This window comes from Roseomonas genomospecies 6 (assembly GCF_008365375.1).
Lineage (GTDB): Bacteria > Pseudomonadota > Alphaproteobacteria > Azospirillales > Azospirillaceae > Azospirillum.
On the sequence record NZ_QOKW01000035.1, the window covers coordinates 1 to 26,154 of the forward strand.

Genomic DNA, 26,154 nt, shown 5'->3' on the forward strand with positions numbered 1-26,154 from the left:
CAGACTCTACCGAAGAACCTCGATGACCGTCCGCTGTGGATAACCGGCCCGCCTACGCCAGCTGTGAGGGGACGCTTCGGCGGGCCGGTTACCCACAGCTCCTACACCACGCGATGGGACACGACCTCTCCCCCCTGGGGAGAGGGTGGCCCGAAGGGCCGGTGAGGGGGGAACGTTGCTCCATGCAGGGCTTTTCCGGCCTTCGGCCGCCCCCTCATCCCGACCTTCTCCCCAGGGGGGAGAAGGAGTGGGCGTCGCTCCGACTGAACCTGTTAACCTGACCTCGGTGCCCTGGCCCGGCGGCACGGCGTTTGATCGGAGGGCGGGGCCGGCCTAGCTTGGCGGTCCGAGGGCAGCCGCCGAAGAACAATCCGCAGCCGACAACGATCAAAGAAAGATTGGACCATGGCCGACACCGCGACCGTCTCCCGCTCCGTCGCCTTTCTGGGACTTGGCACGATGGGCTTTCCCATGGCCGGCCATCTGGCCGTCCGGGGCGGCCATCGGGTGACCGTCTACAACCGCACCGCCGCCAAGGCCGACGCCTGGGTGTCCCGCTTCGGCGGCACCGGCGCCCCCTCTTCCGCCCCCACCCCGGCCGACGCCGCCCGTGACGCGGAGGTGGTCTTCCTCTGCGTCGGCGGCGACGACGACGTGCGGGCCGTGGCCGGCGAGGCCATGTCCACCATGAAGCCGGGCACCGTCATCGCCGACCATTCCACCGTCTCCGCCACCGTCTCGCGCGAGATGGCCGAGCTAGCCCGCGCGCGCGGCCTGTTCTTCCTCGACGCACCGGTGTCCGGCGGGCAGGCCGGGGCGGAGAACGGGGTGCTGACGGTGATGGTGGGCGGCGACGCCGACGCCTTCGCCCGCGCCGAGCCGCTGATGGCCTGCTATGGCCGCTCCGTCACCCACATGGGGCCGTCGGGCGCCGGCCAGTTGACGAAGATGGTCAACCAGATCTGCATCGCCGGCCTGCTCCAGGGTCTGGCCGAGGGCATGGCCTTTGCGCAGAAAGCCGGGCTGGACGGGCACAAGGTGGTGGACGTGATCTCGAAGGGCGCCGCCCAGTCCTGGCAGATGGACAACCGCGCCAGGACGATGCTGGACGGCAGGTTCGACTTCGGTTTCGCCGTGGACTGGATGCGCAAGGACCTGGGCATCGTCCTGGGCGAGGCGCGCAACAACGGCGCCACCCTGCCCGTCACCGCCCTGGTGGACCAGTTCTACGCCGAGGTCCAGACGATGGGCGGCAACCGCCTGGACACCTCGAGCCTGATGACGCGGCTGACGCGCTGAGCGGAGGGGGAGCGCCACGGCGCTCCCCTGTCCCTCACCTCACACCCGGACGACCTTGCCGGGGTTCATCCGGTTGTCCGGGTCGAAGGCGCGCTTCAGTTCGCCCATCACGGCGAAGGCGTCGCCGGCCTCCTTCTCCAGGAACTCCAGCTTGCCGTAGCCGATGCCGTGCTCGCCCGTGCAGGTGCCGCCCATGGCCAGCGCCCGGTCCACCATGCGGTCGTTCAGGCGCTTGGCCTCGGCCAGCTCCTCCGGCTTGTCGGGGTCGATGACGTAGACGAGGTGGAAGTTGCCGTCGCCGACATGGCCGACCAGCGGCGCCAGCATCGAGGATTCGGCGATGTCCTTCTTCGTCTCCAGGATGCAGTCGGCCAGCCGCGAGATCGGCACGCACACGTCAGTCGGCCAGCCCTTGGAACCGGGGCGCAGCGCCAGCGCCGCGTAATAGCCGTCGTGACGCGCCTGCCAGAGCTTCGAGCGGTCCTCCGGACGGGTCGCCCAGGTGAATTCGGTCCCGCCGTTCTCCCCGGCGATGGCCGAGACCATCTCCGCCTGCTCCTTCACCCCGGCGGCGGTGCCGTGGAACTCGAAGAACAGGGTCGGGGCGACCTTGTAATCCAGCTTGGAATACTTGTTCACCGCGTCCATCTGCACCTCGTCCAGCAGCTCGATACGGGCGACGGGGATGCCGGACTGGATGGTCTGGATCACCGTGTCCACGGCGCCGCGGATGTCGGCGAACGGGCAGACGGCGGCGGAGATCGCCTCCGGGATGCCGTAGAGGCGCAACGTCACCTCGGTGATGATGCCGAGCGTGCCCTCCGCCCCGACGAACAGGCGGGTCAGGTCATAGCCGGCGGCGGACTTGCGGGCGCGCCCGCCGGTCCTGATGATCCGGCCGTCGGCCAGCACCACCGTCAGCCCCAGCACATTCTCGCGCATGGTGCCGTAGCGCACGGCGTTGGTGCCGCTGGCGCGGGTGGAGGCCATGCCGCCCAGCGAGGCGTCGGCGCCGGGATCGATGGGGAAGAACAGGCCGGTGTCGCGCAGATGCTCGTTCAACTGCTTGCGGGTCACGCCGGCCTGGACGGTGACGTCCAGATCCTCCGGGCTGACGCGCAGGATCGCCTTCATGTTCGACACGTCGATGCAGATGCCCCCGGCCAGCGCCGCGACGCCGCCCTCCAGCGAGGTGCCGGTGCCGAAGGGGATGATCGGCAGCTTGTGCTTCGCGCAGAGCGTGACGATGGCGCTGACCTCCTCGGTGGAGGTGGCGAAGGCGACGCCGTCGGGCGGGAAGTTGGGGTGGTAGGATTCGTCCTTGCCGTGATGCTCGCGCACCGCCGCGGCGGTGGTGAAGCGATCCCCGAGCAGGGCCTTGAACTCGGCCTTCATCTCGTCGGTGAAGGCGACGCGAGGCTGGGCGGCGGGTACGGCGGTCATGGACGGAATCTCTCCTGCGGACGCTTTGGTCTGTTGGTAGGACCACACAGGCTACGTCCCGGCAGGTGGGCTGGCAAGCGCGCAGGCATGTTCCGGCGGGGGTCCCGTTCGGGAGCCGGCGCTGTGTGCCTCCCTTGTTTCGCCCCCCCCCTTGTTTCGCCCCCCTTGTTTCGCCCCTCTCACTTCAATGTGTCGGATGTCCCGATGGCGATGACGAACCAGTTGCCCGTCCGGCGCGTCATCTTTCCGTCGGGTGGATCGCCGGCACCGGCCGCCGCAGGCTTTTCGTACAGGAACACGTTGCCCGCCGCGACCATCGCCGTGTAGCCCAGGGATGCCAGCGTCGTGCGGCGGGATTTCGCCGTGGTTTCATCCGCATACTGCTCGATCTTGCAATACCCCTCAGCCATCGCTGCCTCCCTTTACTTGACGCACAGATTGTTGTCGGTGACGTATTTTCCCAACTTCATTGCGACCACATCGTTGTTGTACAGACGCGCTCTCAATACGCTCGCCTCGCCGGCATCGACGAGATTGTCCTTCTCGTCCTTTGAGATGACCTGCGCGGCGAGAGCGGAGTTGAGGAGCATGGTCAAGCGCCCCTGATCGACCGACCCGCCGACAGACACGCATTCGACCAGCCCGGCTGTCGTCACGCGGATGGTGTCCGCGTCCAGGCTTGCCAGCGCAATGGCCTGTTTCGCCTGGGAATGGAAAAGATTGCGGATCTGTTCGTTGCGCGCGAGATTTCGGGCCGCCATCCCCGTTGCCACGAACTGGGTCAGCTTGAAGGAGGATGTGGGAAGCGTCTCGGTGGACTGGTTCATGTCGATCGAAGCGAGAACGGACGCATAATGATCCGTCGACTCCCCGGGCGCCGCCTCCTTGGGCGCCGCCTCCTTGAAGGGAATCACCGACATCTCCTTGCGCTTGTATCCGAACACGATCCCATCGGGCAGACCGGAAGCGGTTGCAAAACCGAGCTTCAGGCCGATGTTGCTCGACGTTCCGAAAATCAGCAGGCGACGCACGCCCTTCAGTTCGTCGGACGACTCCGGTTCGCCCGGCAGTTCCGGCATGGTGACGAGTTCCGCCGCGCGCCCCGTGGCATAGAGCTGCTTGATCTTGGGCGAAAACACCGCAAGGTCGGATTGCAAATGGCCGACCGCGGGAGGCGCTGCGCCGCTGTCCACATAGTCGGGACCGATGAACCCCTCTGTGCGGTCATAGCCGATGTTGACCACGCGGGTGGTCGCGTCCGCGTTGATCCCGATGTTGGTGGAGGTCACGAAGACCGCCCGGTCCGTCGTGTCGCACCCCGTCAGCAGCAGCGCGAGCCCAGCCAGCGGCAGGACAGCTCTCGTCATCCGCGTCATTGGCGCGTCCCTCCCCCCGTCGATGAAAGGTTCGTAGCAAGCAGCGACCGCAAGGCAAGCGGGTTGCCGCAGACAAGCGCGTCGTCGCGGATCGCGGCGGATACGTCACGGGCGTAACCGAGCGACAGGGAGAATCCCTGTTCATTCTGCGCGACCGCGATCCCCAGTGTCGTCAGATCGATCACCGTTCCGGCAAAGGGCACACCGGGTGCCGGCCCGGCGTCACCCGGCGCGACGGTCATATCGACCAGCCCGACGATCCGGCGGTTCCCGGCCTCGTCAACCGTGCTGTACGTGCACGCGCCCGTCGTCAGGGCGAGCACCCCCGCCAACACGCGAAGAACAAGCCATTTCGCGGTGGGCATGACCCGCTCCACTGAAAATCGCTTTATCCCCAAACAATACGCGACATGAACGATAAGTCAATCTTCGCAAGATCAGAATACGAGAAAATCAATTATCAGAATGCCCGCACGCAAATCATACATATGAACACGCGACCGAATTGCGAAGCATCGACAAGGACACATGGTGCCCGATCGGCTTCCCTTGTGCCGCAGCACCCTCGTCACGAAAAGGCGGACGCCGATGGGTTCGGAAAACGGCGGAGTTGCAACCTCATGCAGACGGCGCCTGAAGGCGCCGCCGACATGACCCTCCCGATCAGTGCTGGTGCATCGATCGGTCGGGCTTCATGGTTGGGCAATGATGGAGGTGGTGATTCTACAACCGCATCACGCCTCCCCGTAACCCCCGCCGCCCGGCGTCTCGACGACCAGCACGTCGCCCTCGCCCATCGCGGTCTTGTCCTGGGGGCCGAGTTCCTCCACCGAGCCGTCGGTGCGCTGGACCCAGGTGCGCCCGATCTGGCCGGGGGCGCCGCCCTTCAGGCCGAAGGGGGGAACCCGGCGGTGGTTGGACAGGATGGCGGCGGTCATCGGTTCCAGGAACTTCAGGCGCCGCACCACCCCGTCGCCGCCGCGCCAGCGCCCCGCCCCGCCCGATTCGCGGCGGATGCGGAAGCTGTCCAGCAGCACCGGGAAGCGCCATTCCAGCACCTCCGGATCGGTCAGGCGCGAGTTGGTCATGTGGGTGTGCACCGCGTCCGTCCCGTCGAAGCCGGGACCGGCGCCGGAGCCGCCGCAGACCGTCTCGTAATACTGGTAGCGCTCGTTGCCGAAGGTCGTGTTGTTCATCGTTCCCTGGGCCGAGGCCAGCACGCCCAGCGCGCCATACAGCGCGTCGGTGACGCACTGGCTGGTCTCCACATTGCCGGCCACCACCGCGGCGGGGTGGCTGGGCGACAGCATCGTGCCCGGCGGGATGACGATCTCGATGGGCTTCAGGCAGCCCTCGTTCATCGGGATCTCGTCGTCCACCAGCGTGCGGAAGACGTAGAGCACCGCGGCCCGGCAGACCGCCGTCGGGGCGTTGAAGTTGCTGGCGAGCTGCGGGCTGGTGCCGGTGAAGTCCACCCGCGCCGACCGCTCGTCCTTGTCGATGGTGATGCGGACCTTGATGACCGCGCCGTTGTCCAACTCCTGAACGAACTCGCCATCGGTCAGCACGTCGATGACGCGGCGGACCTGCTCCTCGGCGTTGTCCTGGACCAGCTTCATGTAGGCGTTCACCGTCTCCAGCCCGAACTGGGCGACGATCCGGCGAAGCTCCCGCGCGCCCTGCTCGTTGGCGGCGATCTGGGCCTTCAGGTCGCCCAGGTTCTGCGCCACGTTGCGCGCCGGGTGCGGCCCGGCGGTGAAGAGGGCGACGACCTCCTCCTCCAGGAAGCGGCCCCGCTCGACCAGTTGGATGTTGTCGAGAAGGACGCCTTCCTGGTCGATGGTCGTGCTGTCCGGCGGCATCGAGCCGGGGGTGATCCCGCCGACGTCGGCGTGATGCCCGCGCGAGGCCACGTAGAACAGCACGCGCTCGCCCGCCTCGTCGAAGACCGGGGTGATGACGGTGATGTCCGGCAGATGCGTGCCCCCATGGTAGGGGTCGTTCAGCATGTAGACGTCGCCGGGATTCATGTCGCCTTGGCGCCGCTCCACGATGGCGCGCACGCTCTCGCCCATGGAGCCGAGATGCACCGGCATGTGCGGGGCGTTGGCGATCAGCCCGCCGTCCGCGTCGAACAGGGCGCAGGAGAAGTCCAGACGCTCCTTGATGTTCACGGAATAGGCGGTCTTCTCCAGCGTGAAGCCCATCTGCTCGGCGATGGACATGAACAGGTTGTTGAAGACCTCCAGCATCACCGGGTCGGCCCTGGTGCCGATGGCGAGGCGCTGCGGCAGCTCCTCGAAGCGGGTGAGCACGAGGTGGTTCTTGCGGGTCACCTCGGCGATCCAGCCCGGTTCGACCACCGTCGTGGCGATCTTCTCCCTGATGACGGCGGGGCCGGTCACCCGGTTGCCGGGCTGGAGCCGGTCGCGGTCGTAGACCGGAGCCTCCCGGTCCGCCCCGCCGGTGTGCAGGGTGACGGTGGCGAGGCGGCGCGGCAGGGCGCCGGTGACGCTGGGCAGATCCTCGTCGTCCGCGCTCTCGGTGCGGCCCACCGCCTCCACCGACACGGCCTCGACCACCAGGGCCTTGCCCTCCATCATGAAGCCGTAGCGCTGGCGGTGCGCCGCCTCGAAGGCCGCGGCCATGGCGTCGAGCGGCCCGAAATCGACGGCCAGCGGGCTGTCGGAGCCCTCCACCTTGATGTGCGCCTTGCGCAGGACGGCCAGCCGGCCTTCCGGCACGCCCTGGCGGGTCAGCTCCATGCGCCCCTCGGCCTCCAGCGCGCCGAGCGTGGCGGTCAGCTCGTCCACCAGGGCCTCGTCGAGCCGGGCCTCCACCGCGCGCTCGCGGATCGCCACCGTGTCGGCCAGACCGATGCCGTAGGCGGACAGCACGCCGGCGTGCGGGTGCAGGAACACCTTCTTCATGCCCAGCGCGTCGGCGACCAGACAGACATGCTGCCCCGCCGCCCCGCCGAAGCCGTTCAGCGTGTATTGGGTGACGTCGTAGCCGCGCTGGACCGAGATCTTCTTGATGGCGTTCGCCATGTTGTCCACGGCGATCTTCAGGAAGCCCTCGGCCACCTGATGCGGAGTCATCCCGGTGCCCAGCGCCGCGTTCACCTCCTCGGCCAGTTTGGCGAACTTCTCGCGCACGACGGCGGCGTCGAGCGGCTGGTCGGCCTCCGGCCCGAAGACATGGGGGAAGAAGTCGGGGTGCAGCTTGCCGACCATCACGTTGCAGTCGGTGACGGTCAGCGGCCCGCCGCGGCGGTAGCAGGCCGGGCCGGGATTCGCCCCGGCGCTCTCCGGCCCGACGCGGAAGCGCGCCCCGTCGAAGAAGCAGACGGAGCCGCCGCCCGCCGCCACGGTGTGGATGTGCATCATCGGGGCGCGCATCCGCACCCCGGCCACCACCGTGTCGAAGGCGCGCTCATACTCCCCGGCGTAGTGCGACACGTCGGTGGAGGTGCCGCCCATGTCGAAACCGATGACCCGGTCGAATCCGGCCATGCGCGCGGTGCGCACCGCCCCGACGATGCCGCCCGCCGGCCCGGAGAGGATGGCGTCCTTGCCCTGGAACCAGCGCGCGTCGGTCAGCCCGCCGTTCGACTGCATGAACATCAGCCGCACGCCCGACAGGTCGCCCGCCACCTGCTCCACATAGCGGCGCAGGATCGGCGACAGGTAGGCGTCCACCACGGTGGTGTCGCCGCGCCCGACGATCTTCATCAGCGGACTGACCTGATGGCTGACCGACACCTGGGTGAAGCCGATGGAGCGGGCCAGCGCCGCCACCTGCTTCTCATGGTCGGGGTGGCGGTAGCCGTGCATCAGCACCACCGCGGCGGCGCGGAAGCCGTCCTGATAGGCCTGCTCCAGTTGAACCCGCACGGCGCGCAGGTCCACGGGCTTCAGCACCGTGCCGTCGGCCTTCACCCGCTCCGGCACCTCGGCCACCCGCTCGTACAGCAGTTCGGGCAGCACGATGTGGCGGGCGAAGATCTTCGGGCGGGCCTGATAGCCGATGCGGAGCTGGTCGCCCAGCCCCTCGGTGATGAGCAGCAGCGTGCGCTCGCCCTTGCGCTCCAGAAGCGCGTTGGTGGCGACGGTGGTTCCCATCTTCACCGCCTCGACCGCCTCCGCCGGGATCGGCTGGCCGGGGGCGAGGCCCAGCAGGTCGCGGATGCCCTGGATGGCGGCGTCGCGGTAGCGTTCCGGATTCTCCGACAGCAGCTTGTGCGTGACCACCGACCCGTCCGGGCGCTTCGCCACGATGTCGGTGAAGGTGCCTCCGCGGTCGATCCAGAACTGCCATCGGCCCGGCTGTTGGGGCGCCATGTCCCACTCCCTGTCTTTCTTGATGTCGGGGGAGTGTGACGATACGCCGCCGCAGGTCAAGACGGGGTGGGCGAAAGGGTGGGATGCGCCGGCCCTGTGATCGCCCCTTCCCCGCGGTGCAACCGGGTAAAGCGCCACCACCCCCAACGGATGAAAAGCGGGTCCCGCGCGAAGACGCCGGGATGACGACGCAAAAGGATGGGCCGGTTGGCGCGGCGCCGGTCACCGGCTATGCTGCGCCCCGGCGGCGAAGAGGCGGATACGGGAATGAGCATCTGGGGCAGCGTCATGGGCGGGGCGGCCGGTTTCACCGTCGGCGGCCCGATCGGCGGGCTGATCGGTCTGGCCGCCGGCTATGCGATGGAGCGCGGTATCCGTGGACTGTGCGGCCCGGCGGACGCCACCAAATCCATCGCCTTCACCATCGGCGTGATCGCCCTGTCGGCGAAGATGGCCCGCGCCGACGGCGTGGTGAAGCGGGTGGAGGTGGACACCTTCAAGCGCCTGTTCCGCGTCCCGGCGGAGGAGTTGGACACGGTGGGCCGCGTCTTCGACCTCGCCCGCAAGGACACCCACGGGTTCGAGGAATACGCCCAGCAGATCGCCGGTCTGTTCGACGACCGCCGCGCCGTCCTGGAGGAGTTGCTCGACAGCCTGCTGGCCATCGCCGAGGCCGACGACGAGTTGCACGAGACGGAAGTCGAGTATCTGCGCACGGTCGCCCACATCTTCGGCTTCTCCGACGAGGAGTTCGAGCGCATCGTCGCCGGGCACCACATCGCGGGCACGCCGAACGAGACCGATCCCTATCGCGTGCTGGGCGTCTCGCGCCGCGCCAGCGACGAGGCGATCAAGGCCGCGCACCGTCGTCTGGTCCGCGAGCATCACCCGGACCTTCTGATCGCCCAGGGCATGCCGCAGGAGTTCGTGGATCTGGCGACCCAGAAGATCGCCGCCATCAACGCCGCCTATGACCGGATCGAGAAGGAGCGCGGGCGGGGGTGAGGGAGTGGGGGGACCCGACGCAACCACCCCCATTTCCGTGAAAACGCATCCCCGCCCCGGCGCAATCGGGTGTCGCGGCTCCGGAGACCGCACGCTATATAAGCACACCTCCGCACACCGTACCGTTGGGTCATGGCTCCTCCCGCTCCCATCACCGCGCTCCAGGGCGTGTCCGTCACCTTCGGTGGCCGTCCGCTGTTCGAAACGATCGACCTGTCTATCGGACGGGGCGACAAGGCCTGTCTGGTCGGGCGGAACGGGTCCGGCAAATCCACGCTGATGAAGGTGCTGGCCGGCATGATCCAGCCGGACGGCGGAACCGTCTTCACCCAGCCGGGCGCTCGAATCGCCTATCTGCCGCAGGAACCGGACTTCACCGGCTGCGCCACGGTGCACGACTACGTCGCCGCCGGCCTGCCCGCCGATGAACAGGACGAGGCGCACCGGGTGGACGCCGTGCTGGACCGGCTTCAGGTTCCGGGCCATCTCGACCCCAACACCCTGTCGGGCGGCGAGGCGCGGCGCGCGGCGCTGGCCCGCACGCTGGTCGGCGAGCCCGACGTCATGCTGCTGGACGAGCCGACCAACCACCTCGACCTCCCCACCATCGAGTGGCTGGAGGAGGAGTTGCTGGCCTACCGCGGCGGGCTGCTGCTGATCTCGCACGACCGCAGCTTCCTGAACCGGCTGGCCAGGCGCACGCTGTGGCTGGACCGCGGCACGGTGCGCGCCACCGACCGCGGCTTCGCCGAGTTCGAGACCTGGCAGGCCGAGGTGTTCGAATCGGAGGAAATCGCCGCCCAGAAGCTGGACCGCAAGATCGAAGGCGAGATGAAGTGGCTGCGCGAGGGCATCTCCGCCCGGCGCACCCGCAACATGGGCCGCGTGCGCGCCCTGCTCCAACTCCGCACCGACCGCGCCGAGCGCATCAAGGGCGGCCAGCAGGCCAAGCTCGCCGTCGCCGAGGCCGAGCGCGGCGGACGGCTCGTCATCGAGGCCGACCGCATCTCGAAGGGCTTCGATTCGGCGGAAGGCCGCAAGACCATCGTCAAGGACTTCTCCACCCGCATCCTGCGCGGCGACCGGGTGGGGCTGATCGGGCCGAACGGCGCCGGCAAGACCACCCTGCTGAAGATGCTGACCGGACAGATGGAGCCGGACAGCGGAACGATCCGGCTGGGCACCAACCTGGAGACCGCCTATTTCGACCAGCGGCGCGAAGGGCTGGACCCGGAGGACACGATCCGCAAGGTGCTGTGCCCCTTCGGCGGCGACAGTGTGATGGTCAACGGCCAGTCGCGCCACGTCGCCGGTTACATCCGCGACTTCCTGTTCGACACGCGCCAGCTCGACAGCCCCGTGAAGGCCCTGTCGGGCGGCGAGCGCAACCGGCTTCTGCTTGCCCGCCTGTTCGCGCGGCCCAGCAACATGATGATCCTCGACGAGCCGACCAACGACCTCGACATGGACACGCTGGACCTGCTGGAGGACGTGCTGGGCGACTATCAGGGGACACTGCTGCTGGTCAGCCACGACCGCGATTTCCTCGACCGGCTGGTCACCAGCACCATCGCGGTGGAGGGGGACGGCGTGATCGCCGAATATCCCGGCGGCTATTCCGATTATCTGGTGCAGCGCCCGCCGCCCAAGGAGAAGGCCGCCGCCCCGGCCAAGGCGAAGCCCGCCGCGGCACCCGCCGCCGCCAAGCCGAAGGGCAAGCTGAGCTACAAGGACCAGCGGGAGCTGGACGACCTGCCCGCCCGCATGGACAAGCTGACCGCCGAGGTGGCGAAGCTCGAATCGGCGCTGGCCGATCCCGACCTGTTCGCCCGCGACGCCGCGGCGTTCCAGAAGACGTCCGACCGGTTGCAGGCGAAACAAGCCGAGCTTGCCGCCGCCGAGGAGCGCTGGCTGGAGTTGGAGGCCCTGCGCGAGGAGTTGGAAGGCGGCCGCGGATGAGTCTGCGCGACTCGCTGCTGGCGCTCCTGGTCATGGCGACCTGGGGCCTGAACTTCGTCGTCGCGAAATGGGGTCTGGCGGAGTTCCCGCCCCTCTTCATCATGGCGCTGCGCTTCGTCGCGGTGGCCGCTCTGATCGTGCCCTTCAAGCGCATTCCCTGGCACGCGGCACGGCCCATCGCGCTGCTGTCGGTGACCTTGGGCTCCGTGCATTTTCCGCTGATGTTCATGGGGCTGGACGGCATCGACGCGGCCACCGCCTCGCTGGCGGCGCAGGCTCAGGTGCCCTTCTCCTCCCTGCTGGCCGCGATCGTCTTCAAGGACAAGCTGGGGTGGAGCCGCGCCATCGGCATGGCCGCCGCCTTCGCGGGCGTCATGGTCATCGCGGGGGAGCCGCGGCTGTCCGGGTCGCTGGTCCCGCTGTTCATGATCCTGGGCGCCAGCTTCGCCTTCTCCGTCGCCAGCATCCAGATGAAGATGATCGTCGGGGTGGACGGCTTCGCTCTGAACGGCTGGATGGCCCTGTTCGCCGCTCCGCAGTTGCTGCTGCTCTCCTTCCTGTTCGAGGAAGGGCAGATGACGGCGCTGACCAACTCCACCCTGTGGGGCTGGGGAGCCATCGCCTACATGGCGGTGGGCGTGACCATCGGCGCCTATGGAATGTGGTATCCGTTGCTGCGGAAATACTCGGTGAACCAGACCATGCCCTTTCTGTTGACCGTGCCGGTCTTCGGGGTGCTGGCGGGAGTCCTTCTGATGGACGATCCCTTCACGCTCCGGCTGGTGCTGGGCGGGCTGTTGACCGTGGGCGGCATGGCCGTCATCGTGAAGCGGCGCCCGACGGCGCTGGCGGAGAAGGTGACGAATCCGACCTGAGGGAACCGGAATGACCAGGACGGATGCCGGATGCATCGACCGCCCCTCGCCCAACCACGGGCCGCGGCCCGAGGGGGTGCGGGTGGAGTTGCTGATCCTCCACTACACGGGCATGCCCACCGCCGAATCGGCACTGTCCCGGCTGTGCGAGCCCGCCGCCCAGGTCAGCGCCCACTACACGGTGGACGAGGACGGCACCGTCTACGCCCATGTACCGGAGGACCGGCGCGCCTGGCACGCCGGGCTGTCGTCCTGGCGGGGCCGGACCGACGTGAACAGCCGCTCCATCGGAATCGAGATCGTCAACCCGGGGCACGAGTTCGGCTACCGCCCCTTCCCCGCCGTCCAGATGGCCGCGGTGGCGGATCTGTGCCTGGACGTCATGGGCCGGCATGGGATCGCGCCCGCCGACGTGCTGGGCCACAGCGACATCGCCCCCGCCCGCAAGGAGGACCCCGGCGAGCTGTTCGACTGGCCGGGTCTGGCCGCGCGGGGAATCGGCCTGTGGCCGGAGCCCACCGCGGCGGACGACCTGCCCGAATCCGGGGAGGATGTGGCGGCGCTTCTGGGACGCTATGGGTACGACGCCGCCGAATCGCGGACGCTGCTGTCCTTCCAGCGCCATTTCCACCCGGAACGCCTGACCGGAGAGGCAAACCCGGAGACCCTGCGCCGCCTGCGCGCCCTGCTGCGGATGACCGGGCGCTGAAAGCCGGGGGATAAACCACAGAGACTCGGAGACACAAAGAGCCGCATGGCTGCGTTCCGGCTCCATGCCCCCGAATCGCACAGGCCTCCGCCTCTCGATTCCTCCGTGTCTCCGTGCCTCTGTGGTGAATTCCCTGTCCGGACGCCGAATCGCGCCATTGCGAATCGGGCGGCAACTCTATACACAGGGCCGCGCCAGATGGCCGGATGGCCGCCTTCGACCTTTTGGATCGGGGGAGGAAAGTCCGGGCTCCACGGAAACACGGTGCCGGCTAACGGCCGGCGGGGGCGACCCTAGGGAAAGTGCCACAGAAAGCAAACCGCCACCGGCCTCGTGCCGATGGTAAGGGTGAAAGGGTGCGGTAAGAGCGCACCGCGCGCCTGGCAACAGGGGCGGCACGGTAAACCCCACCGGGAGCAAGACCGAATAGGGGCGGCACGGCCCGCCATCTCCCCTGATCCTTGATCGGTTGGGATGGTCTGGGGCCAAGCGCGTTTCCGCGCCGCCGCCCGGGTTGGTTGCGTGAGGCGCCGGGCAACCGGCGTCCCAGATGAATGGCCATCCATCAGGGAAACCTGAGGACAAAACCCGGCTTACAGGCCATCTGGCGCTTATCCCCACCACGTCCGGATTACTGACCTACCCCTTTCCCGCAGCCGGGACTGGGATCGCGCCCCACTGTCCACAGATTTCCCCAGCTTCATCCACAGCCGGTGGATAACTGTGGGGCAAATTCCCATGCCGTCCCATGATGCATCTCGGTAGGTTACCCCAGCAGGCTATACCATTCGTAGGGTGCGATTCGCCCATATGGAAAGCCACATGATGGGAACCATTCTCGGGAATCCTGGAACATCCTGCGAACTCTGTGAGGCAATGGCGCGTTTTTGCTCATAGGCGCCCTGATATATTGCCGATTCTCGCCGATTCCGCTCACCTATTTGCACGGTGGCAACACATCAGGTGAAAAGTCTTGACAGCACCATCTGAATACTAGAGGGGGCGTTGACGCCCACCCTGTCCCATGCTATCCCATGAAAGCCCAGTTTGGAGGGGGAACTACCCAACCAAGGTAGCCAGACCGGGCGCGTTCAGCGGCAAGAGCGGATAGGGCTTCGCGACGGCGAAGTCCGGCAACGGGAGAAGGGGGGCGTTCGTCAGGCCGATGGCCATTTTCCTGTCCACATACGTCAACAAAGTTGACAGGAAAGGCCGCTGCTCCATCCCGGCGCAGTTCCGGCAGTCGCTTGCCAAGACGTCGGCGCCCGGCACCGTCTACCTGTGGCCCTCGCTGAACCATCAGGCGCTGGAAGGCGCCGATCAGGACTATCTCGACGTCCTGTCCGAAAGCCTGGAATCCCCCGATCTGGATTCGGACGAGCGCGACATGATCGAGACCTTCATCTTCGGCAAGCTGATCCCCGTCTCGCTGGACACCGAAGGCCGGATCGTCCTGCCCAAGGAATTGTCCGAATTCGCCGGAATCGATGAGGAAGCCGCCTTCATCGGCCGCCGCAAGACCTTCCAGATCTGGGAACCTGGCGCCCTGAAGGCCCATGAACAGACGCTGCGCGACCAGGTCGTGCGCAAGGACATTTCGCTGAGCCAGATCGTCGCCAAGGCATCCCGCGCCGCCGCCGGCCGGGCAGGGGAGGGCGCATGACCGTCCCCACCCCCGTCTCCCCTCACGTCTCCGTCCTGCTGGACGAGGTTGTGGACGCGCTCTCCCCGCGCGACGGCGGCGTCTATGTGGACGGCACCTTCGGCGCCGGCGGCTATGCCCGCGCGATTCTCGACCGGGCCGATTGCCGGGTCTGGGGAATCGACCGCGATCCGGAAGCCATCGAGCGTGGCCGCAAGCTCGCCCTCGCCTATCCGGGCCGGCTGGACATCGTCGAAGGCCGATTCGGCGACATGGACCGGCTGCTGGCCGAGCACGGCGTCGAATCGGTGGACGGCGTGGCGCTGGACATCGGCGTCTCCTCCCCGCAGATCGACGAGCCGGAGCGTGGCTTCTCCTTCCGATTCGACGGCCCGCTCGACATGCGCATGGGACGGGATGGGCCGACCGCCGCCGACGTGGTGAACACCGCGGAGGCCGACGAACTGGCCGACATCATCTTCCACTATGGCGAGGAGCGCATGGCCCGCCGCGTGGCCCGCGCCATCGTCGCCGCGCGCCAGACCGCCCCCTTCACCCGCACGAAGCAACTGGCCGATCTGGTGCGGTCGGTGGTGCCGAAGGGGAAGGGCGACGCCATCGACCCGGCGACCCGCACGTTCCAGGCGCTGCGCATCCATGTGAACGACGAGCTGGGCGAGCTGCGCCGCGGCCTTGCCGCCGCCGAGTCGCTGCTGAAGCCCGGCGGGCGCCTCGCCGTCGTCTCCTTCCATTCGCTGGAGGACCGGGAAGTGAAGACGTTCCTGAAGGAACGCTCCTCGCCCCCGCCCTCCCCGTCCCGACACGCGCCGAGCCTTGTGGCGGACGCGCGGTCCCCGTCCTTCCGGCTCCTGTCGCGCAAGCCCATCGTGCCGACGGACTCGGAAGCCCACAGCAACCCCCGCGCGCGCTCCGCCCGGCTGCGCGCGGCAGAACGCACGGCGGCGCCGGCCTATCCGGCGCCCGGCAAGGAGGCGGCATGAAATACAAATCCGCGCTTTTCTGGGGTGGCCTGATCGCCGCCGCCGGCTTCGTCGTCTTCGAAACCAGCTACGAGGTCCAGGAGCTGGAGGAAAAGCTGGGCTCGCTCAACCGCAAGATCATGGTGGAGCAGGAAGCCATCCAGGTCCTGAAGGCCGAATGGAGCTTCCTGAACGACCCGACGCGCCTGGAGAACCTGTCGCGCGAGCATCTGGCGCTTCAGCCGACCGAGGCGCGCCAGTTCGTGGCGATGAACGTCGTCCCGATGCGCCCGACTCCCGCCGTGGCGCCGGAGGAGGCTCCGGCCCCGCTGCCGCCGATGGTCCGCAACCAGTCCCCGGGCACGGCGCCGAACGTGGCGACGGCCTCCACCGGGAACAGCGCCGTGGGCGGCGGCGCCATCGTTCAGGGCGGCATCCAGAGCGGCGCGGTGATTCCGGCCTCGGCCTCGCCGATGAAGCCGGCTCCGATCAAGCCCTCGGCCATCGTGCCGGCCTCGGCCAAGGCCCCGCCCCTGCCCGCCGCCCCGGCCGCCAAGTCCGCCCCGGCTCCGGTGGTGACGACCAGGCCGACCGAGATCGCCGCCAAGCCGGCGCCGGCCGCTGCCGCGCCGAAGCCGCTGGCCCCGCCGCCGGGTGCCGCTGCCGCCCGTCCCCCGCAGCCCCAGGCGCATGACAGCATCGGCCTTCTGGTCGCCCGCCTCGGAGCCAACCGATGAACGTCCCGCCGCCCGGCACCGATCCCGCGCACGGCGCCTATGGCGTGCCGCCCCCGGCTTCCAAGCCGCGGACGTCGCTGTCGGTCGCGCTGGAACAGGGCCGGAACCGGTTGATGGTGACCGCGGCCATGGTTGCCGTAGTCTTTACCGCCATCGGCGTGAAGCTGGTGGACGCGACCCTGTTCAGCCGCGCGGCGGAGCCCCGCCCGCGCATGGCCGCGGAGGTGGACGCCCCGCCGGTCGGGCGCGCGGACATCGTGGACCGCAACGGCAACCTGCTGGCGACCTCGCTGGCCACCCAGTCGCTCTACGCCGACCCGAAGCTGATCAGCCGCCCGGACGAGGTCGCGCGCAAGCTGACCACCGTCCTGCCGGAGCTGGACTACAAGGATCTGCTGACCAAGCTCAGCGGCGACAAGCGCTTCGTCTGGCTCAAGCGCAACCTGACGCCGAAGCAGCAGGCGGCGGTGTTCCGGCTGGGCCTTCCCGGCGTCTATTTCGAGCGGGAGGAGCGCCGCTTCTATCCGGCCTCCAACCTGACCTCGCATCTGGTCGGCTTCACCGGCGTCGACAACAACGGCCTCGCCGGGCTGGAGCAGCAGTTCAACAAGCGCCTGACCACCGATCCGAAGCCGTTGCAGCTTTCGATCGACCTGCGCCTTCAGCACATCCTGAAGAAGGAGCTGCTGACGACGATCGAGGAGTTCAGCGCGATCGGCGCCACCGGCATCGTCTTCGACGTGCGCAACGGCGAAGTGTTGTCGATGATCTCGCTGCCCGACTTCGATCCACACAACCCGACGGGGCTCGACCCGGACACGCTGTTCAACCGCGCGACGCTCGGCGTGTACGAGATGGGCTCCACCTTCAAGATCTTCAACACGGCGATGTCGCTGGATTCGGGCAAGATCCGCGTGTCCGACACCTTCGACACCGTCAACAACATCCAGGTCGGCCGTTTCACCATCCGCGAATTCCACGCGTTCAAGCACAATCTGACCGTGGCGGAGGTGTTCCAGGAATCGTCGAACCTCGGCTCGGTGCGCATGGCCATGTCGCTCGGCGTGCAGCACCAGAAATCCTTCATGACCAAGCTGGGCTTCACCCGCCCGACCTCGCTGGAGCTGCCGGAGAACGGCTGGCCGCTGGTGCCGAACCCGTGGCGGGAGGTCAACGCCATGACCATCTCCTTCGGCCACGGCATGTCGGTCAGCCCGATGCACACGGTGAACGCCGCCGCCGCGGTCATCAACGGCGGCGTGCTGCACCCGCCGACCCTGCTGAAGCGCGACCACGAGGCGGAGGTTCCGGGCGAGCAGGTCATCAGCCCGAAGACGTCGGCCATGATGCGCCGGCTGTTCCGCTTCGTGGTCACCGACGGCACTGCCAAGGCGGCCAACGCCAAGGGCTATGTCGTCGGCGGCAAGACCGGCACGGCGGACAAGCAGAAGGGCCGGGGCTACGCCAAGAACTCCCGCATGTCGTCGTTCCTCGGGGCCTTCCCGATGCACGACCCGCGCTACATCGTCTACGTGATGGTGGACGAGCCGAAGGGCACCAAGAAGACCTACGGCTTCGCCACCGGCGGCTGGGTCGCCGCTCCCGCGGTCGGCCGGATCGTGAAGCAGATCGGTCCGCTGCTGGGCGTCCAGCCGGTGGACGAGGCTTCGCCCGAGGTCATCAACGCCACCTACATCAACGCCGCGGGTCAGACGACCCCGCCCGCACCGCCGCCTCCGCCCGCGCAACCGAAAGGCAGCACCGTTGCTTCTGTCCCACCTGCTGGCAACAAGCCGCACTGACGCGGCCTCCTCCACCGTCGAGGTACCAGCCGTCACCGTGACCGGGCTGACCGCGGACAGCCGCGCGGTCAGGCCCGGTTTCGTCTTTGCCGCCCTGCCCGGCGCGAAGGCGGACGGGCGCGCCTTCATCGCCGACGCGCTCGCCAAGGGCGCCGTCGCGGTGGTGGCGCCCTTGGGGACCGCCCTGCCCGCCGGCAGCGCCGCGCTGCTGATCGAGGACGCGCAGCCGCGCCGTCTCTTCGCGCGTCTGGCCGCGGCCTTCCACGGGCGGCAGCCGGACACGGTGGTGGCGGTGACGGGGACCAACGGCAAGACCTCCACCGTCCAGTTCGCGCGCCAGATGTGGGACCTGATGGGCCTGAAGGCGGCCAGCCTGGGCACGCTGGGGCTGATCGGGCCGGGGCTGGACGATTACGGCGGAATGACCACACCGGACCCGGTGTCGCTCCACCGCGATCTCGCCGCCGTCAAGGACAAGGGGATCGAGCATCTGGCGATGGAAGCGTCCAGCCACGGGCTGGAGCAGTTCCGGCTGGACGGCGTGGTCCTGAAGGCGGCGGGCTTCACCAACCTGACCCGCGACCATCTGGACTATCACGGCACGATGGAGGCCTATCTCCAGGCCAAGGCGATGCTGTTCGGACGGGTGTTGCCCGATGGGGGAACCGCCGTCCTGAACGCCGACAGCGGCACCTTCGCCGAGCTTGCCGGGATTTGTTCACAGCGCGGTCACCGCGTCTTCGGCTACGGTCTGGCCGGTCGCGAGATCCGGGTGAACGGGGTCGAGCCGCTGGCCCACGGCCAGCGCCTGGACCTGACGGTCCTGGGCCGCGATCTCACCGTGGACCTGCCGCTGGCGGGCCGCTTCCAGGCGTGGAACGTGCTGTGCGCGCTCGGCCTGGTGATCGGCTCCGGCGCGGACTGTGACGCGGCGCTCGCCACCCTGACCCGCCTGGACGGCGTGCCGGGGCGCCTGCAGCACGTCGCCACCCACCCCTGCGGGGCGGCGGTCTATGTCGATTTCGCCCACACGCCCGACGCGCTGGAAACGGTGCTGCTGGCGCTGAAGCAGCACGCCCGGAACCGCCTGATCGCGGTGTTCGGGTGCGGCGGCGACCGCGACCGCGGGAAGCGGCCGGTGATGGGGGAGCTTGCCGGCCGTCTGGCCGACCGCGCCATCGTCACCGACGACAACCCGCGCACCGAGGTGCCGGCGGCCATCCGCAAGGAGGTATTGGCGGGGCACCCGGCCCTGGAGGAGATCGGCGACCGGCGCGAGGCCATCCGCGCCGCCGTCCGCGGCCTCCGGCCCGGTGACGTGCTGGTCATCGCCGGCAAGGGACATGAGCATGGTCAGATCGTCGGGACGGAGGTCCTTCCCTTCGACGACGCGACCGAGGCAAGGGCCGCCGTGGCGGAGGTTGGAGCAGCATGAGCGAGGCCACCAAGACAGTCCTGTGGACCGCCGGGGACGCCGCCGCCGCCACCAGCGGTCAGGCGACGCGCCCCTGGTCGGCGACCGGCGTGTCCATCGACAGCCGCAAGGTGGCGCCGGGCGACCTGTTCGTCGCCATCAAGGGGCCGAACTTCGACGGGCATGACTTCGTCGCGAAGGCGCTGGAGGCCGGCGCCGCCGCCGCGCTGGTCAGCACCGTCCCGCCCGGCGTGCCGGGCGACGCCTCCCTTCTGGCGGTGGAGCAGGACACGCTGGCGGCGCTCGGCGATCTCGGCCACGTCGCGCGGCTGCGCACCCGGGCCAGGGTGGTGGGCGTCACCGGTTCGGTCGGCAAGACCGGCACCAAGGAAGCTCTGCGCCACGTCCTGTCGGCGCAGGGGCGCACCTTCGCCACCGAAGGCAGCCTGAACAACCATTGGGGCGTGCCCCTGTCGCTGGCCCGCATGCCGGCCGACAGCGAGTTCGGCGTGTTCGAGCTGGGCATGAACCACGCGGGCGAGCTAGGCCCCCTGTCGCGGCAGGTGATGCCCGACGTGGCGGTGATCACCACGGTCGAGGCGGCGCATCTGGAGTTCTTCGACTCCGTCGAGGCCATCGCCGACGCCAAGGCCGAGATCTTCGAGGGCATGAACCCCAACGGCGTCGCCGTTCTGAACCGCGACAACCCGCATTTCGGGCGGCTGCTGGCCGCCGCGCGCACCCAGGGGCTGAGCCGCATCTGGAGCTTCGGCTCCCACGCGGACGCCGACGCCCGTCTGGTGGACGCCGCGCTGCACGCGACCTGCAGCGCCGTGACCGCGGTCATCCGGGGCGAGCGCATCCAGTATTCCCTGGCCCTGCCCGGCAAGCACTGGGTGATGAACAGCCTCGCCGTTCTGCTGGCGGTGAAGGCGCTGGGCGCCGACATGGCCGCGGCGGCGCGCGCGCTGTCCACCCTCAAACCGGTGAAGGGCCGCGGCACGAGCCGGCGCGTCAACGCCGCCCAAGGCGCCTTCACCCTGATCGACGAGAGCTACAACGCCAGTCCCGCCGCCATGGCCGCGACCTTCGCGGTGCTGGGCAGGATCGACCCCGGTGCCGGCGGCAAGCGCATCGCCGTGCTGGGCGACATGCGGGAGCTGGGCGACCGCGCCGACGCCCTGCACGCCGGGCTGGCCGAGCCGCTGCGCGCCGCGCGGGTGGACGCGGTCTACGCTTGCGGGCCGCACATGCGCGCGCTGTTCGACCGTCTGCCCGCCGCCATGCGCGGCGCCTGGACGGAGACCAGCGCCGAGCTGGCCGCCATCCTGGCCGGCGCGGTGCGCGGCGGCGACGTGGTGCTGGTCAAGGGGTCGCTCGGCAGCCGCATGGCGACGGTGGTGGACGCCCTGTCCGCCCTCGATGCACGAACCGACGACACCCCCCGAACCGACAAGAACAACAACGGCCCGACGCCCGCTGACACGGATCAGACCGCGGCGCACGGACACAAAGGCTGACCGCTCCACGATGCTCTACAATCTGCTCTTCCCCCTGGCGGACGTGTTCACGCCGTTCAACCTGTTCCGGTATCTGACCTTCCGGACGGGCGGCGCGGTGCTGACGGCGCTCGTCATCAGCTTCGTGTTCTTCCCGCGCCTGATCGCGTGGCTGAAGCGCAAGCAGGGCGAAGGCCAGCCGATCCGCTCGGACGGGCCGGAAAGCCACATGAAGAAGAAGGGCACGCCCACCATGGGCGGCCTGATGATCCTGATCGCGGTGTCGATCAGCACGCTGCTGTGGGTTGACCTGACCAACGCCTACACCTGGATCGTGCTGCTGGTGACGATCGGCTACGGCCTGATCGGCTTCGGCGACGACTACCTGAAGCTGACCAAGCGCAACACCAAGGGCCTGTCGGGCCGCTTCCGCCTGACCTGGGAGATCGTCATCGGCGTCACCGCCGCCGCCGCCATCATGTATGTGTCGGCGCCGCCACTGTCCGGCGGTCTGGCCGTGCCCTTCGTGAAGGATTTCCTGATCCAGCTTTCCTGGTTCTTCATCCCCGTGGGCGCCTTCGTCATGGTGGGCGCGTCGAACGCGGTGAACCTGACGGACGGGCTGGACGGGCTGGCCATCGTGCCGACGATGATCGCGGCGGGCTGCTTCGGCCTGATCGCCTACCTCACCGGCAACGCGATCTTCGCCAACTATCTTCAGATTCACCATGTGCCCGGTGCTGGTGAGCTTGCCGTTTTCTGCGGGGCTCTGGTCGGTGCGGGCATCGGTTTCCTCTGGTACAACGCGCCCCCCGCCATGGTCTTCATGGGCGACACCGGCTCGCTGGCCCTCGGCGGCGCGCTGGGAGCCGTCAGCGTGGTCACCAAGCACGAGATCGTGCTGGCGATCATCGGCGGCCTGTTCGTGCTGGAGACCGTGTCGGTGATCGTCCAGGTCGCCTCGTTCAAGCTGACCGGAAAGCGGGTGTTCCGCATGGCGCCTCTGCACCATCACTTCGAGAAGAAGGGATGGGCGGAGTCCACCGTGGTCATCCGCTTCTGGATCATCGCCTCCATCCTGGCCCTGGTCGGCCTGTCCACGCTGAAGCTCCGGTAAGGGTTCCCGCCCGATGATCAACCTGTTCTACATGGAAGGACTGCCGGTGGCGGTCATGGGGCTGGGCAAGTCCGGCCTCGCCACGGCGGAGGCGCTCGTCAAGAGCGGCGCCGAGGTGTGGGTGTGGGACGACAACGAGTCCAGCCGCGCCGCAGCGCTTGAAAAGGGCTACAAGGTCGTCGACCTGACCACGGCGGACCTGTCGGAGCTGACCACCATCGTCTGGTCGCCGGGCATCCCGCACACCCACCCGGCCCCCCACCCGGTGGCCCTGCGCGCCCGCGCCGCGAACATCGAGCTGGTCTGCGACATCGAGCTTCTCGCCCGGTCGGAGCGGGATTCGGCCTACATCGGCATCACCGGGACCAACGGGAAGTCCACCACCACGACGCTGATCGGCCATGTGATGGACGCCGCCGGGCGGCGCATCGCGGTCGGCGGCAACCTGGGCACCCCGGCGCTGACCTTCCCCTCCATGGGGGCCGGCGGCAGCTATGTGCTGGAGATGTCGAGCTACCAGCTCGAACTGACCTACTCGATCACCTTCGACGTGGCGGTGCTGCTCAACATCACGCCGGACCATCTGGCGCGCCACGGCGGCATGGATGGCTACGTCGCCGCGAAGAAGCTGATCTTCCACCGCCAGACCAAGCCGCGCACCGCGGTGATCGGCGTGGACGACCCGATCTGCCGGGCCATCTGGGAAGACCTCAAGGCCAAGGGCGATCAGGTGATCTGGCCGGTTTCCGCGCTGGGTCCGGTGCCCGGCGGCGTGTATGCCGAGGATGGCTGGCTGATCGACGACACCCAGGGCGCGGCGGAGCGCGTGGCCGAGCTTGCCGTCTTCCCGGCGCTGCTCGGCACGCACAATTGGCAGAACGCCGCCGCGGCCTATGCGGCGTGCAAGGCGGCGGGCGTGCCCACGCCGGCCATCGTCGCCGCCATGACGACCTTCCCCGGTCTGGCCCACCGCCAGCAGCTCGTCCGGACCATCGACAGCGTGCGCTTCGTCAACGACAGCAAGGCGACCAACGCCGACGCCACGGAAAAGGCGCTGGCGACCTTCGACCCGATCTACTGGATTCTCGGCGGTCAGGCGAAGGAGACCGGGCTGGACGGGCTGGAATCCTACGCGCCGCGCGTCCGCCACGCCTTCCTGATCGGCGAGGCGTCGGACCGCTTCGCCGCGTGGCTGGAGGCCAACAAGGTCCCGCACACCCGCTGCGGCACGCTGGACGTGGCGGTCAACGCCTCGGCGGAGCTGGCTCTGGCCGAGGCTCTGCCCGGCGCCTGCGTGCTGCTGTCGCCGGCCTGCGCCTCCTGGGACCAGTTCGCGAATTTCGAGAAGCGCGGCGAGGCCTTCGCCGACGCCGTAAACCGCCTGGAAGGCAACAGCGAACCGGGAGAGCGTGCCTGATGGTGACCTTCGACCGCACCGACCAATCCGTCTTCGGCCGCTGGTGGTGGACGGTGGACCGCTGGCAGCTCGCCGCGCTGGCGGTGCTGATGGCGCTCGGCACGGTCCTGATCACCGCGGCCAGCCCGCCGGTGGCGGAGCGCATCGGCATCCAGGACACCTTCCATTTCGTCGAACGCCACCTGCTGATGCTGATCCCCAGCATCGCCATCATGTGCGGCGTCTCGCTGCTCAGCCCGCGCGGCGTGCGGCGGGTGGCGCTGGTGGTCTTCCTGATCGCGGTGGCGCTGGTCTACGCGACGCTGGTCGTCGGCGTGGAGATCAAGGGCGCGCGGCGCTGGATTCACATCCCCGGCATGTCCATCCAGCCGTCGGAGTTCGTGAAGCCCGCCTTCGCGGTGGTCGGGGCGTGGCTGTTCTCGCTGTCGCGCACCAACCCGGGCTTTCCGGGCACGATCCTGTCGATCCTGCTCTACGGCGTCACCGTCGGCGGCCTGCTGCTCCAGCCCGACCTGGGCATGACCGTGGTGGTGTCGGCGGTGTGGTTCTCGCAGTTCTTCCTGGCCGGGCTGAACATCATGCTGGTCGCCGGCCTGGGCGTGCTGGGGGTTGCCGGTCTGGTCGGCGCCTATTTCACGCTGCCGCACGTCCACAGCCGCATCAACCGCTTCCTCGACCCGTCCAGCGGCGACACCTATCAGGTCAGCCGCTCGCTGGAGGCCTTCGCCAACGGCGGGCTGATGGGCACCGGCCCCGGACAGGGAACGGTGAAATACTCGCTGCCGGACAGCCATGCCGACTTCATCTTCGCCGTCGCGGGCGAGGAGATGGGACTGATCTTCTGCCTCGTCATCATCCTGCTGTTCGCCTTCATCGTGCTGCGCGGCTTCGCGCGGGTGTTCAACGACACCAACTACTTCGTGCTGCTGGCGGCGAGCGGCCTGCTGATCCAGTTCGGTCTTCAGGCGGCGATCAACATGGGCTCCGCCCTGCACCTGATGCCGACCAAGGGCATGACGCTGCCCTTCATCTCCTACGGCGGTTCCTCGCTGCTGGCGCTGGGCTTCGGCATGGGGATGGTGCTGGCGCTGACCCGCAAACGCTTCGGCCCGGCGGAGTGACCTGACCATGGCCGAAACCACACAGCGACCGATCGTCCTGGCCGCCGGCGGCACCGGCGGGCACTTCTTCCCGGCGGAAGCGCTGGCGCGCGAGCTTCTGGCCCGCGGCGAAGCCGTGGCGCTCGTCACCGACAAGCGCGGCCAGGCCTTCGGCGACAGCCTGCCGGAGGTGCCGGTCCACCGCATCCGCTCCGCCGCGCCCGGCGGCAACCTGCTGGCCAAGATCAACGCGGCGTGGCAGATGGGCCTCGGCCTGCTGGGCGCCAACGCGCTGATGCGCCATCTGAAGCCCGCGGCGGTCGTCGGCTTCGGCGGCTATCCCTCCGTGCCCACGGTCTACGCCGCCGCGCAGGCCCGCGTGCCGGTGATGCTGCACGAGCAGAACGCCGTCCTGGGCCGCGCCAACCGGATGCTCGCCGCCGCCGCCCGCCGCATCGCCGTCGCCTTCCCCGAGGTCGCCTCGGTGAAGGAGGAGCATCGCCCGCGCCTCGTCCGCACCGGCAACCCGGTCCGCCCCGCCGTCGCGGCCAAGCGCGACGCCGCCTACACCCTTCCCGCCCCCGGCGGCCCCGTCCGCATTCTCGTGATGGGCGGCAGCCAGGGCGCCCGCGTCTTCTCCGAGGTCATCCCCGAAGCGCTGGGCCGCCTGCCCGCCGAGCTGCGCGCCCGCATCCATCTGGCGCAGCAGTGCCGGCCCGAGGATCTGGAGGCCGCACGCGCCGCTTACGCCGGCATGGGCCTGGGCGGGCTGGAGCTGGAGAGCTTCTTCCGCGACGTGCCGGACCGGTTGGCCGGCTGTCACCTCGCCATCACGCGGGCCGGCGCCTCGACCATCGCCGAGTTGACCTGCATCGGGCGTCCCGCCATCCTGGTGCCATATCCCCATGCCATGGACGACCACCAGACGGCCAACGCGCGGCAGCTCGCCGCCGCCGGGGCCGCCTGGGTGATGGCGCAGCCGGACTTCACCGCCGATGCGCTCTCCGCCCGTCTGACCGAACTGCTGAAGTCGCCGGATGCCTTGTCCGACGCGGCGCGGGCCGCCCACGGCTGGGGCATGGCCGACGCGGCGCGCCGGCTGGCCGACGCCGTGCTCGACATGATCGCCAACCCGAACCAAGCCCGAACCAAGGAAGCCGCGGAATGAACAAGGCAACGCGCAGCACCATCGCACGCCCCCGCTCGTCCCGGCCCCCCTCGTCCCGGCCTCTGGGCGACTGGCCGGCGGACATGACGCGGACCGAAGGCGCCTGGAGCAACCGGCCCGACTGCCCGCTGCTGCCGCGCGCCTGCGCCGGCTTCCTGCGCGACCGCCTGCACGTCGCCACCGGCGCCCAGCCCCTTCCCTACGGCCTGTCCGACATGGCCGTGGACGCCACCCTCAGCCTGATGCTCCGCCGCGGAAAGTAATCCAGA

Annotated in this window: 21 protein-coding genes and 1 other RNA gene; 17 read left to right on the forward strand and 5 right to left on the reverse strand. The window is 68.8% G+C overall.

Annotated elements, in window-relative coordinates; genetic code table 11:
* Positions 1 to 405 precede the first annotated feature (405 nt).
* The gene (locus DS843_RS27255; protein ID WP_149471974.1) at positions 406 to 1,299 is read left to right on the forward strand and encodes an NAD(P)-dependent oxidoreductase; all 894 of its coding nucleotides are present in this window, start codon (positions 406 to 408) and stop codon (positions 1,297 to 1,299) included.
* A 39-nt stretch (positions 1,300 to 1,338) separates the two neighbouring features.
* On the opposite strand, the gene DS843_RS27260 is transcribed toward DS843_RS27255, so the two are convergent.
* From DS843_RS27260 to DS843_RS27280, 5 genes are all read right to left on the reverse strand, one after another.
* The gene (locus DS843_RS27260; RefSeq protein WP_149471975.1) at positions 1,339 to 2,742 is read right to left on the reverse strand and encodes an FAD-binding oxidoreductase; all 1,404 of its coding nucleotides are present in this window, start codon (positions 2,740 to 2,742) and stop codon (positions 1,339 to 1,341) included.
* Between the two features lie 179 nt (positions 2,743 to 2,921).
* A complete protein-coding gene (locus DS843_RS27265; RefSeq protein WP_149471976.1) occupies positions 2,922 to 3,152 on the reverse strand; it encodes a hypothetical protein in 231 nt (76 codons plus the stop codon).
* Positions 3,153 to 3,164: 12 nt separating this feature from the next.
* Entirely contained in the window at positions 3,165 to 4,118 is a 954-nt protein-coding gene (locus DS843_RS27270) for a hypothetical protein (protein WP_149471977.1), read from the reverse strand.
* A complete protein-coding gene (locus DS843_RS27275) occupies positions 4,115 to 4,483 on the reverse strand; it encodes a hypothetical protein (RefSeq protein ID WP_149471978.1) in 369 nt (122 codons plus the stop codon). Before DS843_RS27275 ends, DS843_RS27270 begins: the two co-directional genes overlap by 4 nt.
* 369 nt (positions 4,484 to 4,852) lie before the next feature.
* Positions 4,853 to 8,461, reverse strand: coding sequence for a hydantoinase B/oxoprolinase family protein (locus DS843_RS27280; RefSeq protein ID WP_149471979.1), 3,609 nt, complete (start codon positions 8,459 to 8,461; stop codon positions 4,853 to 4,855).
* A gap of 267 nt (positions 8,462 to 8,728) precedes the next feature.
* Here DS843_RS27280 and DS843_RS27285 point away from each other — a divergent pair, with 267 nt between their 5' ends.
* The 16 genes from DS843_RS27285 (at position 8,729) to DS843_RS27360 (ending at position 26,148) form a co-directional block, all read left to right on the forward strand.
* Complete coding sequence (locus DS843_RS27285; protein ID WP_149471980.1) at positions 8,729 to 9,466, forward strand: TerB family tellurite resistance protein; 738 nt, start codon at positions 8,729 to 8,731, stop codon at positions 9,464 to 9,466.
* 132 nt (positions 9,467 to 9,598) lie between these two features.
* Positions 9,599 to 11,425 carry an ATP-binding cassette domain-containing protein gene (locus DS843_RS27290; RefSeq protein WP_149471981.1) on the forward strand — a complete coding sequence of 609 codons (1,827 nt, stop codon included), beginning with the start codon at positions 9,599 to 9,601 and terminating at the stop codon, positions 11,423 to 11,425.
* Positions 11,422 to 12,300 carry a DMT family transporter gene (locus DS843_RS27295; RefSeq protein WP_149471982.1) on the forward strand — a complete coding sequence of 293 codons (879 nt, stop codon included), beginning with the start codon at positions 11,422 to 11,424 and terminating at the stop codon, positions 12,298 to 12,300. Before DS843_RS27290 ends, DS843_RS27295 begins: the two co-directional genes overlap by 4 nt.
* A 10-nt stretch (positions 12,301 to 12,310) precedes the next feature.
* Complete coding sequence (locus DS843_RS27300; protein WP_149471983.1) at positions 12,311 to 13,009, forward strand: N-acetylmuramoyl-L-alanine amidase; 699 nt, start codon at positions 12,311 to 12,313, stop codon at positions 13,007 to 13,009.
* 194 nt (positions 13,010 to 13,203) lie between these two features.
* Positions 13,204 to 13,621: RNase P RNA component class A (rnpB, locus tag DS843_RS27305), an RNA gene on the forward strand.
* A gap of 553 nt (positions 13,622 to 14,174) precedes the next feature.
* Complete coding sequence (locus DS843_RS27310) at positions 14,175 to 14,672, forward strand: division/cell wall cluster transcriptional repressor MraZ (RefSeq protein WP_149471984.1); 498 nt, start codon at positions 14,175 to 14,177, stop codon at positions 14,670 to 14,672.
* Positions 14,669 to 15,652, forward strand: coding sequence for a 16S rRNA (cytosine(1402)-N(4))-methyltransferase RsmH (gene rsmH, locus DS843_RS27315; protein ID WP_149471985.1), 984 nt, complete (start codon positions 14,669 to 14,671; stop codon positions 15,650 to 15,652). Before DS843_RS27310 ends, rsmH begins: the two co-directional genes overlap by 4 nt.
* Complete coding sequence (gene ftsL / locus DS843_RS31420; RefSeq protein WP_167525489.1) at positions 15,649 to 16,368, forward strand: cell division protein FtsL; 720 nt, start codon at positions 15,649 to 15,651, stop codon at positions 16,366 to 16,368. The genes rsmH and ftsL overlap by 4 nt, the downstream gene beginning before the upstream one ends.
* Positions 16,365 to 18,170 (forward strand): peptidoglycan D,D-transpeptidase FtsI family protein, encoded by a 1,806-nt coding sequence (locus DS843_RS27325; RefSeq protein ID WP_149471986.1) that lies wholly within the window; start codon positions 16,365 to 16,367, stop codon positions 18,168 to 18,170. Before ftsL ends, DS843_RS27325 begins: the two co-directional genes overlap by 4 nt.
* Positions 18,133 to 19,605, forward strand: coding sequence for a UDP-N-acetylmuramoyl-L-alanyl-D-glutamate--2,6-diaminopimelate ligase (locus DS843_RS27330; protein WP_475849417.1), 1,473 nt, complete (start codon positions 18,133 to 18,135; stop codon positions 19,603 to 19,605). The genes DS843_RS27325 and DS843_RS27330 overlap by 38 nt, the downstream gene beginning before the upstream one ends.
* Positions 19,602 to 21,104, forward strand: a complete 1,503-nt coding sequence (locus tag DS843_RS27335; RefSeq protein WP_149471987.1) for a UDP-N-acetylmuramoylalanyl-D-glutamyl-2,6-diaminopimelate--D-alanyl-D-alanine ligase — start codon at positions 19,602 to 19,604, stop codon at positions 21,102 to 21,104. Before DS843_RS27330 ends, DS843_RS27335 begins: the two co-directional genes overlap by 4 nt.
* A gap of 10 nt (positions 21,105 to 21,114) precedes the next feature.
* Positions 21,115 to 22,200 carry a phospho-N-acetylmuramoyl-pentapeptide-transferase gene (gene mraY / locus DS843_RS27340; protein WP_149471988.1) on the forward strand — a complete coding sequence of 362 codons (1,086 nt, stop codon included), beginning with the start codon at positions 21,115 to 21,117 and terminating at the stop codon, positions 22,198 to 22,200.
* A 13-nt stretch (positions 22,201 to 22,213) separates the two neighbouring features.
* Complete coding sequence (gene murD / locus DS843_RS27345; RefSeq protein WP_149471989.1) at positions 22,214 to 23,617, forward strand: UDP-N-acetylmuramoyl-L-alanine--D-glutamate ligase; 1,404 nt, start codon at positions 22,214 to 22,216, stop codon at positions 23,615 to 23,617.
* Positions 23,617 to 24,738 (forward strand): putative lipid II flippase FtsW, encoded by a 1,122-nt coding sequence (gene ftsW, locus DS843_RS27350; RefSeq protein WP_208852340.1) that lies wholly within the window; start codon positions 23,617 to 23,619, stop codon positions 24,736 to 24,738. Before murD ends, ftsW begins: the two co-directional genes overlap by 1 nt.
* A gap of 7 nt (positions 24,739 to 24,745) precedes the next feature.
* Complete coding sequence (murG, locus tag DS843_RS27355) at positions 24,746 to 25,885, forward strand: undecaprenyldiphospho-muramoylpentapeptide beta-N-acetylglucosaminyltransferase (RefSeq protein ID WP_149471990.1); 1,140 nt, start codon at positions 24,746 to 24,748, stop codon at positions 25,883 to 25,885.
* On the forward strand, positions 25,882 to 26,148 hold the full coding sequence (locus tag DS843_RS27360) for a hypothetical protein (protein WP_149471991.1): 267 nt from the start codon (positions 25,882 to 25,884) through the stop codon (positions 26,146 to 26,148). Before murG ends, DS843_RS27360 begins: the two co-directional genes overlap by 4 nt.
* The last annotated feature ends 6 nt before the right edge of the window (positions 26,149 to 26,154 follow it).

Bases quoted from the DNA above. Each gene is read 5' to 3' on its own strand.
- DS843_RS27255 (WP_149471974.1), top strand. From the start codon at position 406: ATGGCCGACACCGCGACCGTCTCCCGCTCCGTCGCCTTTCTGGGACTT.
- DS843_RS27260 (WP_149471975.1), bottom strand. From the start codon at position 2,742: ATGACCGCCGTACCCGCCGCCCAGCCTCGCGTCGCCTTCACCGACGAG.
- DS843_RS27265 (WP_149471976.1), bottom strand. From the start codon at position 3,152: ATGGCTGAGGGGTATTGCAAGATCGAGCAGTATGCGGATGAAACCACG.
- DS843_RS27270 (WP_149471977.1), bottom strand. From the start codon at position 4,118: ATGACGCGGATGACGAGAGCTGTCCTGCCGCTGGCTGGGCTCGCGCTG.
- DS843_RS27275 (WP_149471978.1), bottom strand. From the start codon at position 4,483: ATGCCCACCGCGAAATGGCTTGTTCTTCGCGTGTTGGCGGGGGTGCTC.
- DS843_RS27280 (WP_149471979.1), bottom strand. From the start codon at position 8,461: ATGGCGCCCCAACAGCCGGGCCGATGGCAGTTCTGGATCGACCGCGGA.
- DS843_RS27285 (WP_149471980.1), top strand. From the start codon at position 8,729: ATGAGCATCTGGGGCAGCGTCATGGGCGGGGCGGCCGGTTTCACCGTC.
- DS843_RS27290 (WP_149471981.1), top strand. From the start codon at position 9,599: ATGGCTCCTCCCGCTCCCATCACCGCGCTCCAGGGCGTGTCCGTCACC.
- DS843_RS27295 (WP_149471982.1), top strand. From the start codon at position 11,422: ATGAGTCTGCGCGACTCGCTGCTGGCGCTCCTGGTCATGGCGACCTGG.
- DS843_RS27300 (WP_149471983.1), top strand. From the start codon at position 12,311: ATGACCAGGACGGATGCCGGATGCATCGACCGCCCCTCGCCCAACCAC.
- DS843_RS27310 (WP_149471984.1), top strand. From the start codon at position 14,175: ATGGCCATTTTCCTGTCCACATACGTCAACAAAGTTGACAGGAAAGGC.
- rsmH (WP_149471985.1), top strand. From the start codon at position 14,669: ATGACCGTCCCCACCCCCGTCTCCCCTCACGTCTCCGTCCTGCTGGAC.
- ftsL (WP_167525489.1), top strand. From the start codon at position 15,649: ATGAAATACAAATCCGCGCTTTTCTGGGGTGGCCTGATCGCCGCCGCC.
- DS843_RS27325 (WP_149471986.1), top strand. From the start codon at position 16,365: ATGAACGTCCCGCCGCCCGGCACCGATCCCGCGCACGGCGCCTATGGC.
- DS843_RS27335 (WP_149471987.1), top strand. From the start codon at position 19,602: ATGAGCGAGGCCACCAAGACAGTCCTGTGGACCGCCGGGGACGCCGCC.
- mraY (WP_149471988.1), top strand. From the start codon at position 21,115: ATGCTCTACAATCTGCTCTTCCCCCTGGCGGACGTGTTCACGCCGTTC.
- murD (WP_149471989.1), top strand. From the start codon at position 22,214: ATGATCAACCTGTTCTACATGGAAGGACTGCCGGTGGCGGTCATGGGG.
- ftsW (WP_208852340.1), top strand. From the start codon at position 23,617: ATGGTGACCTTCGACCGCACCGACCAATCCGTCTTCGGCCGCTGGTGG.
- murG (WP_149471990.1), top strand. From the start codon at position 24,746: ATGGCCGAAACCACACAGCGACCGATCGTCCTGGCCGCCGGCGGCACC.
- DS843_RS27360 (WP_149471991.1), top strand. From the start codon at position 25,882: ATGAACAAGGCAACGCGCAGCACCATCGCACGCCCCCGCTCGTCCCGG.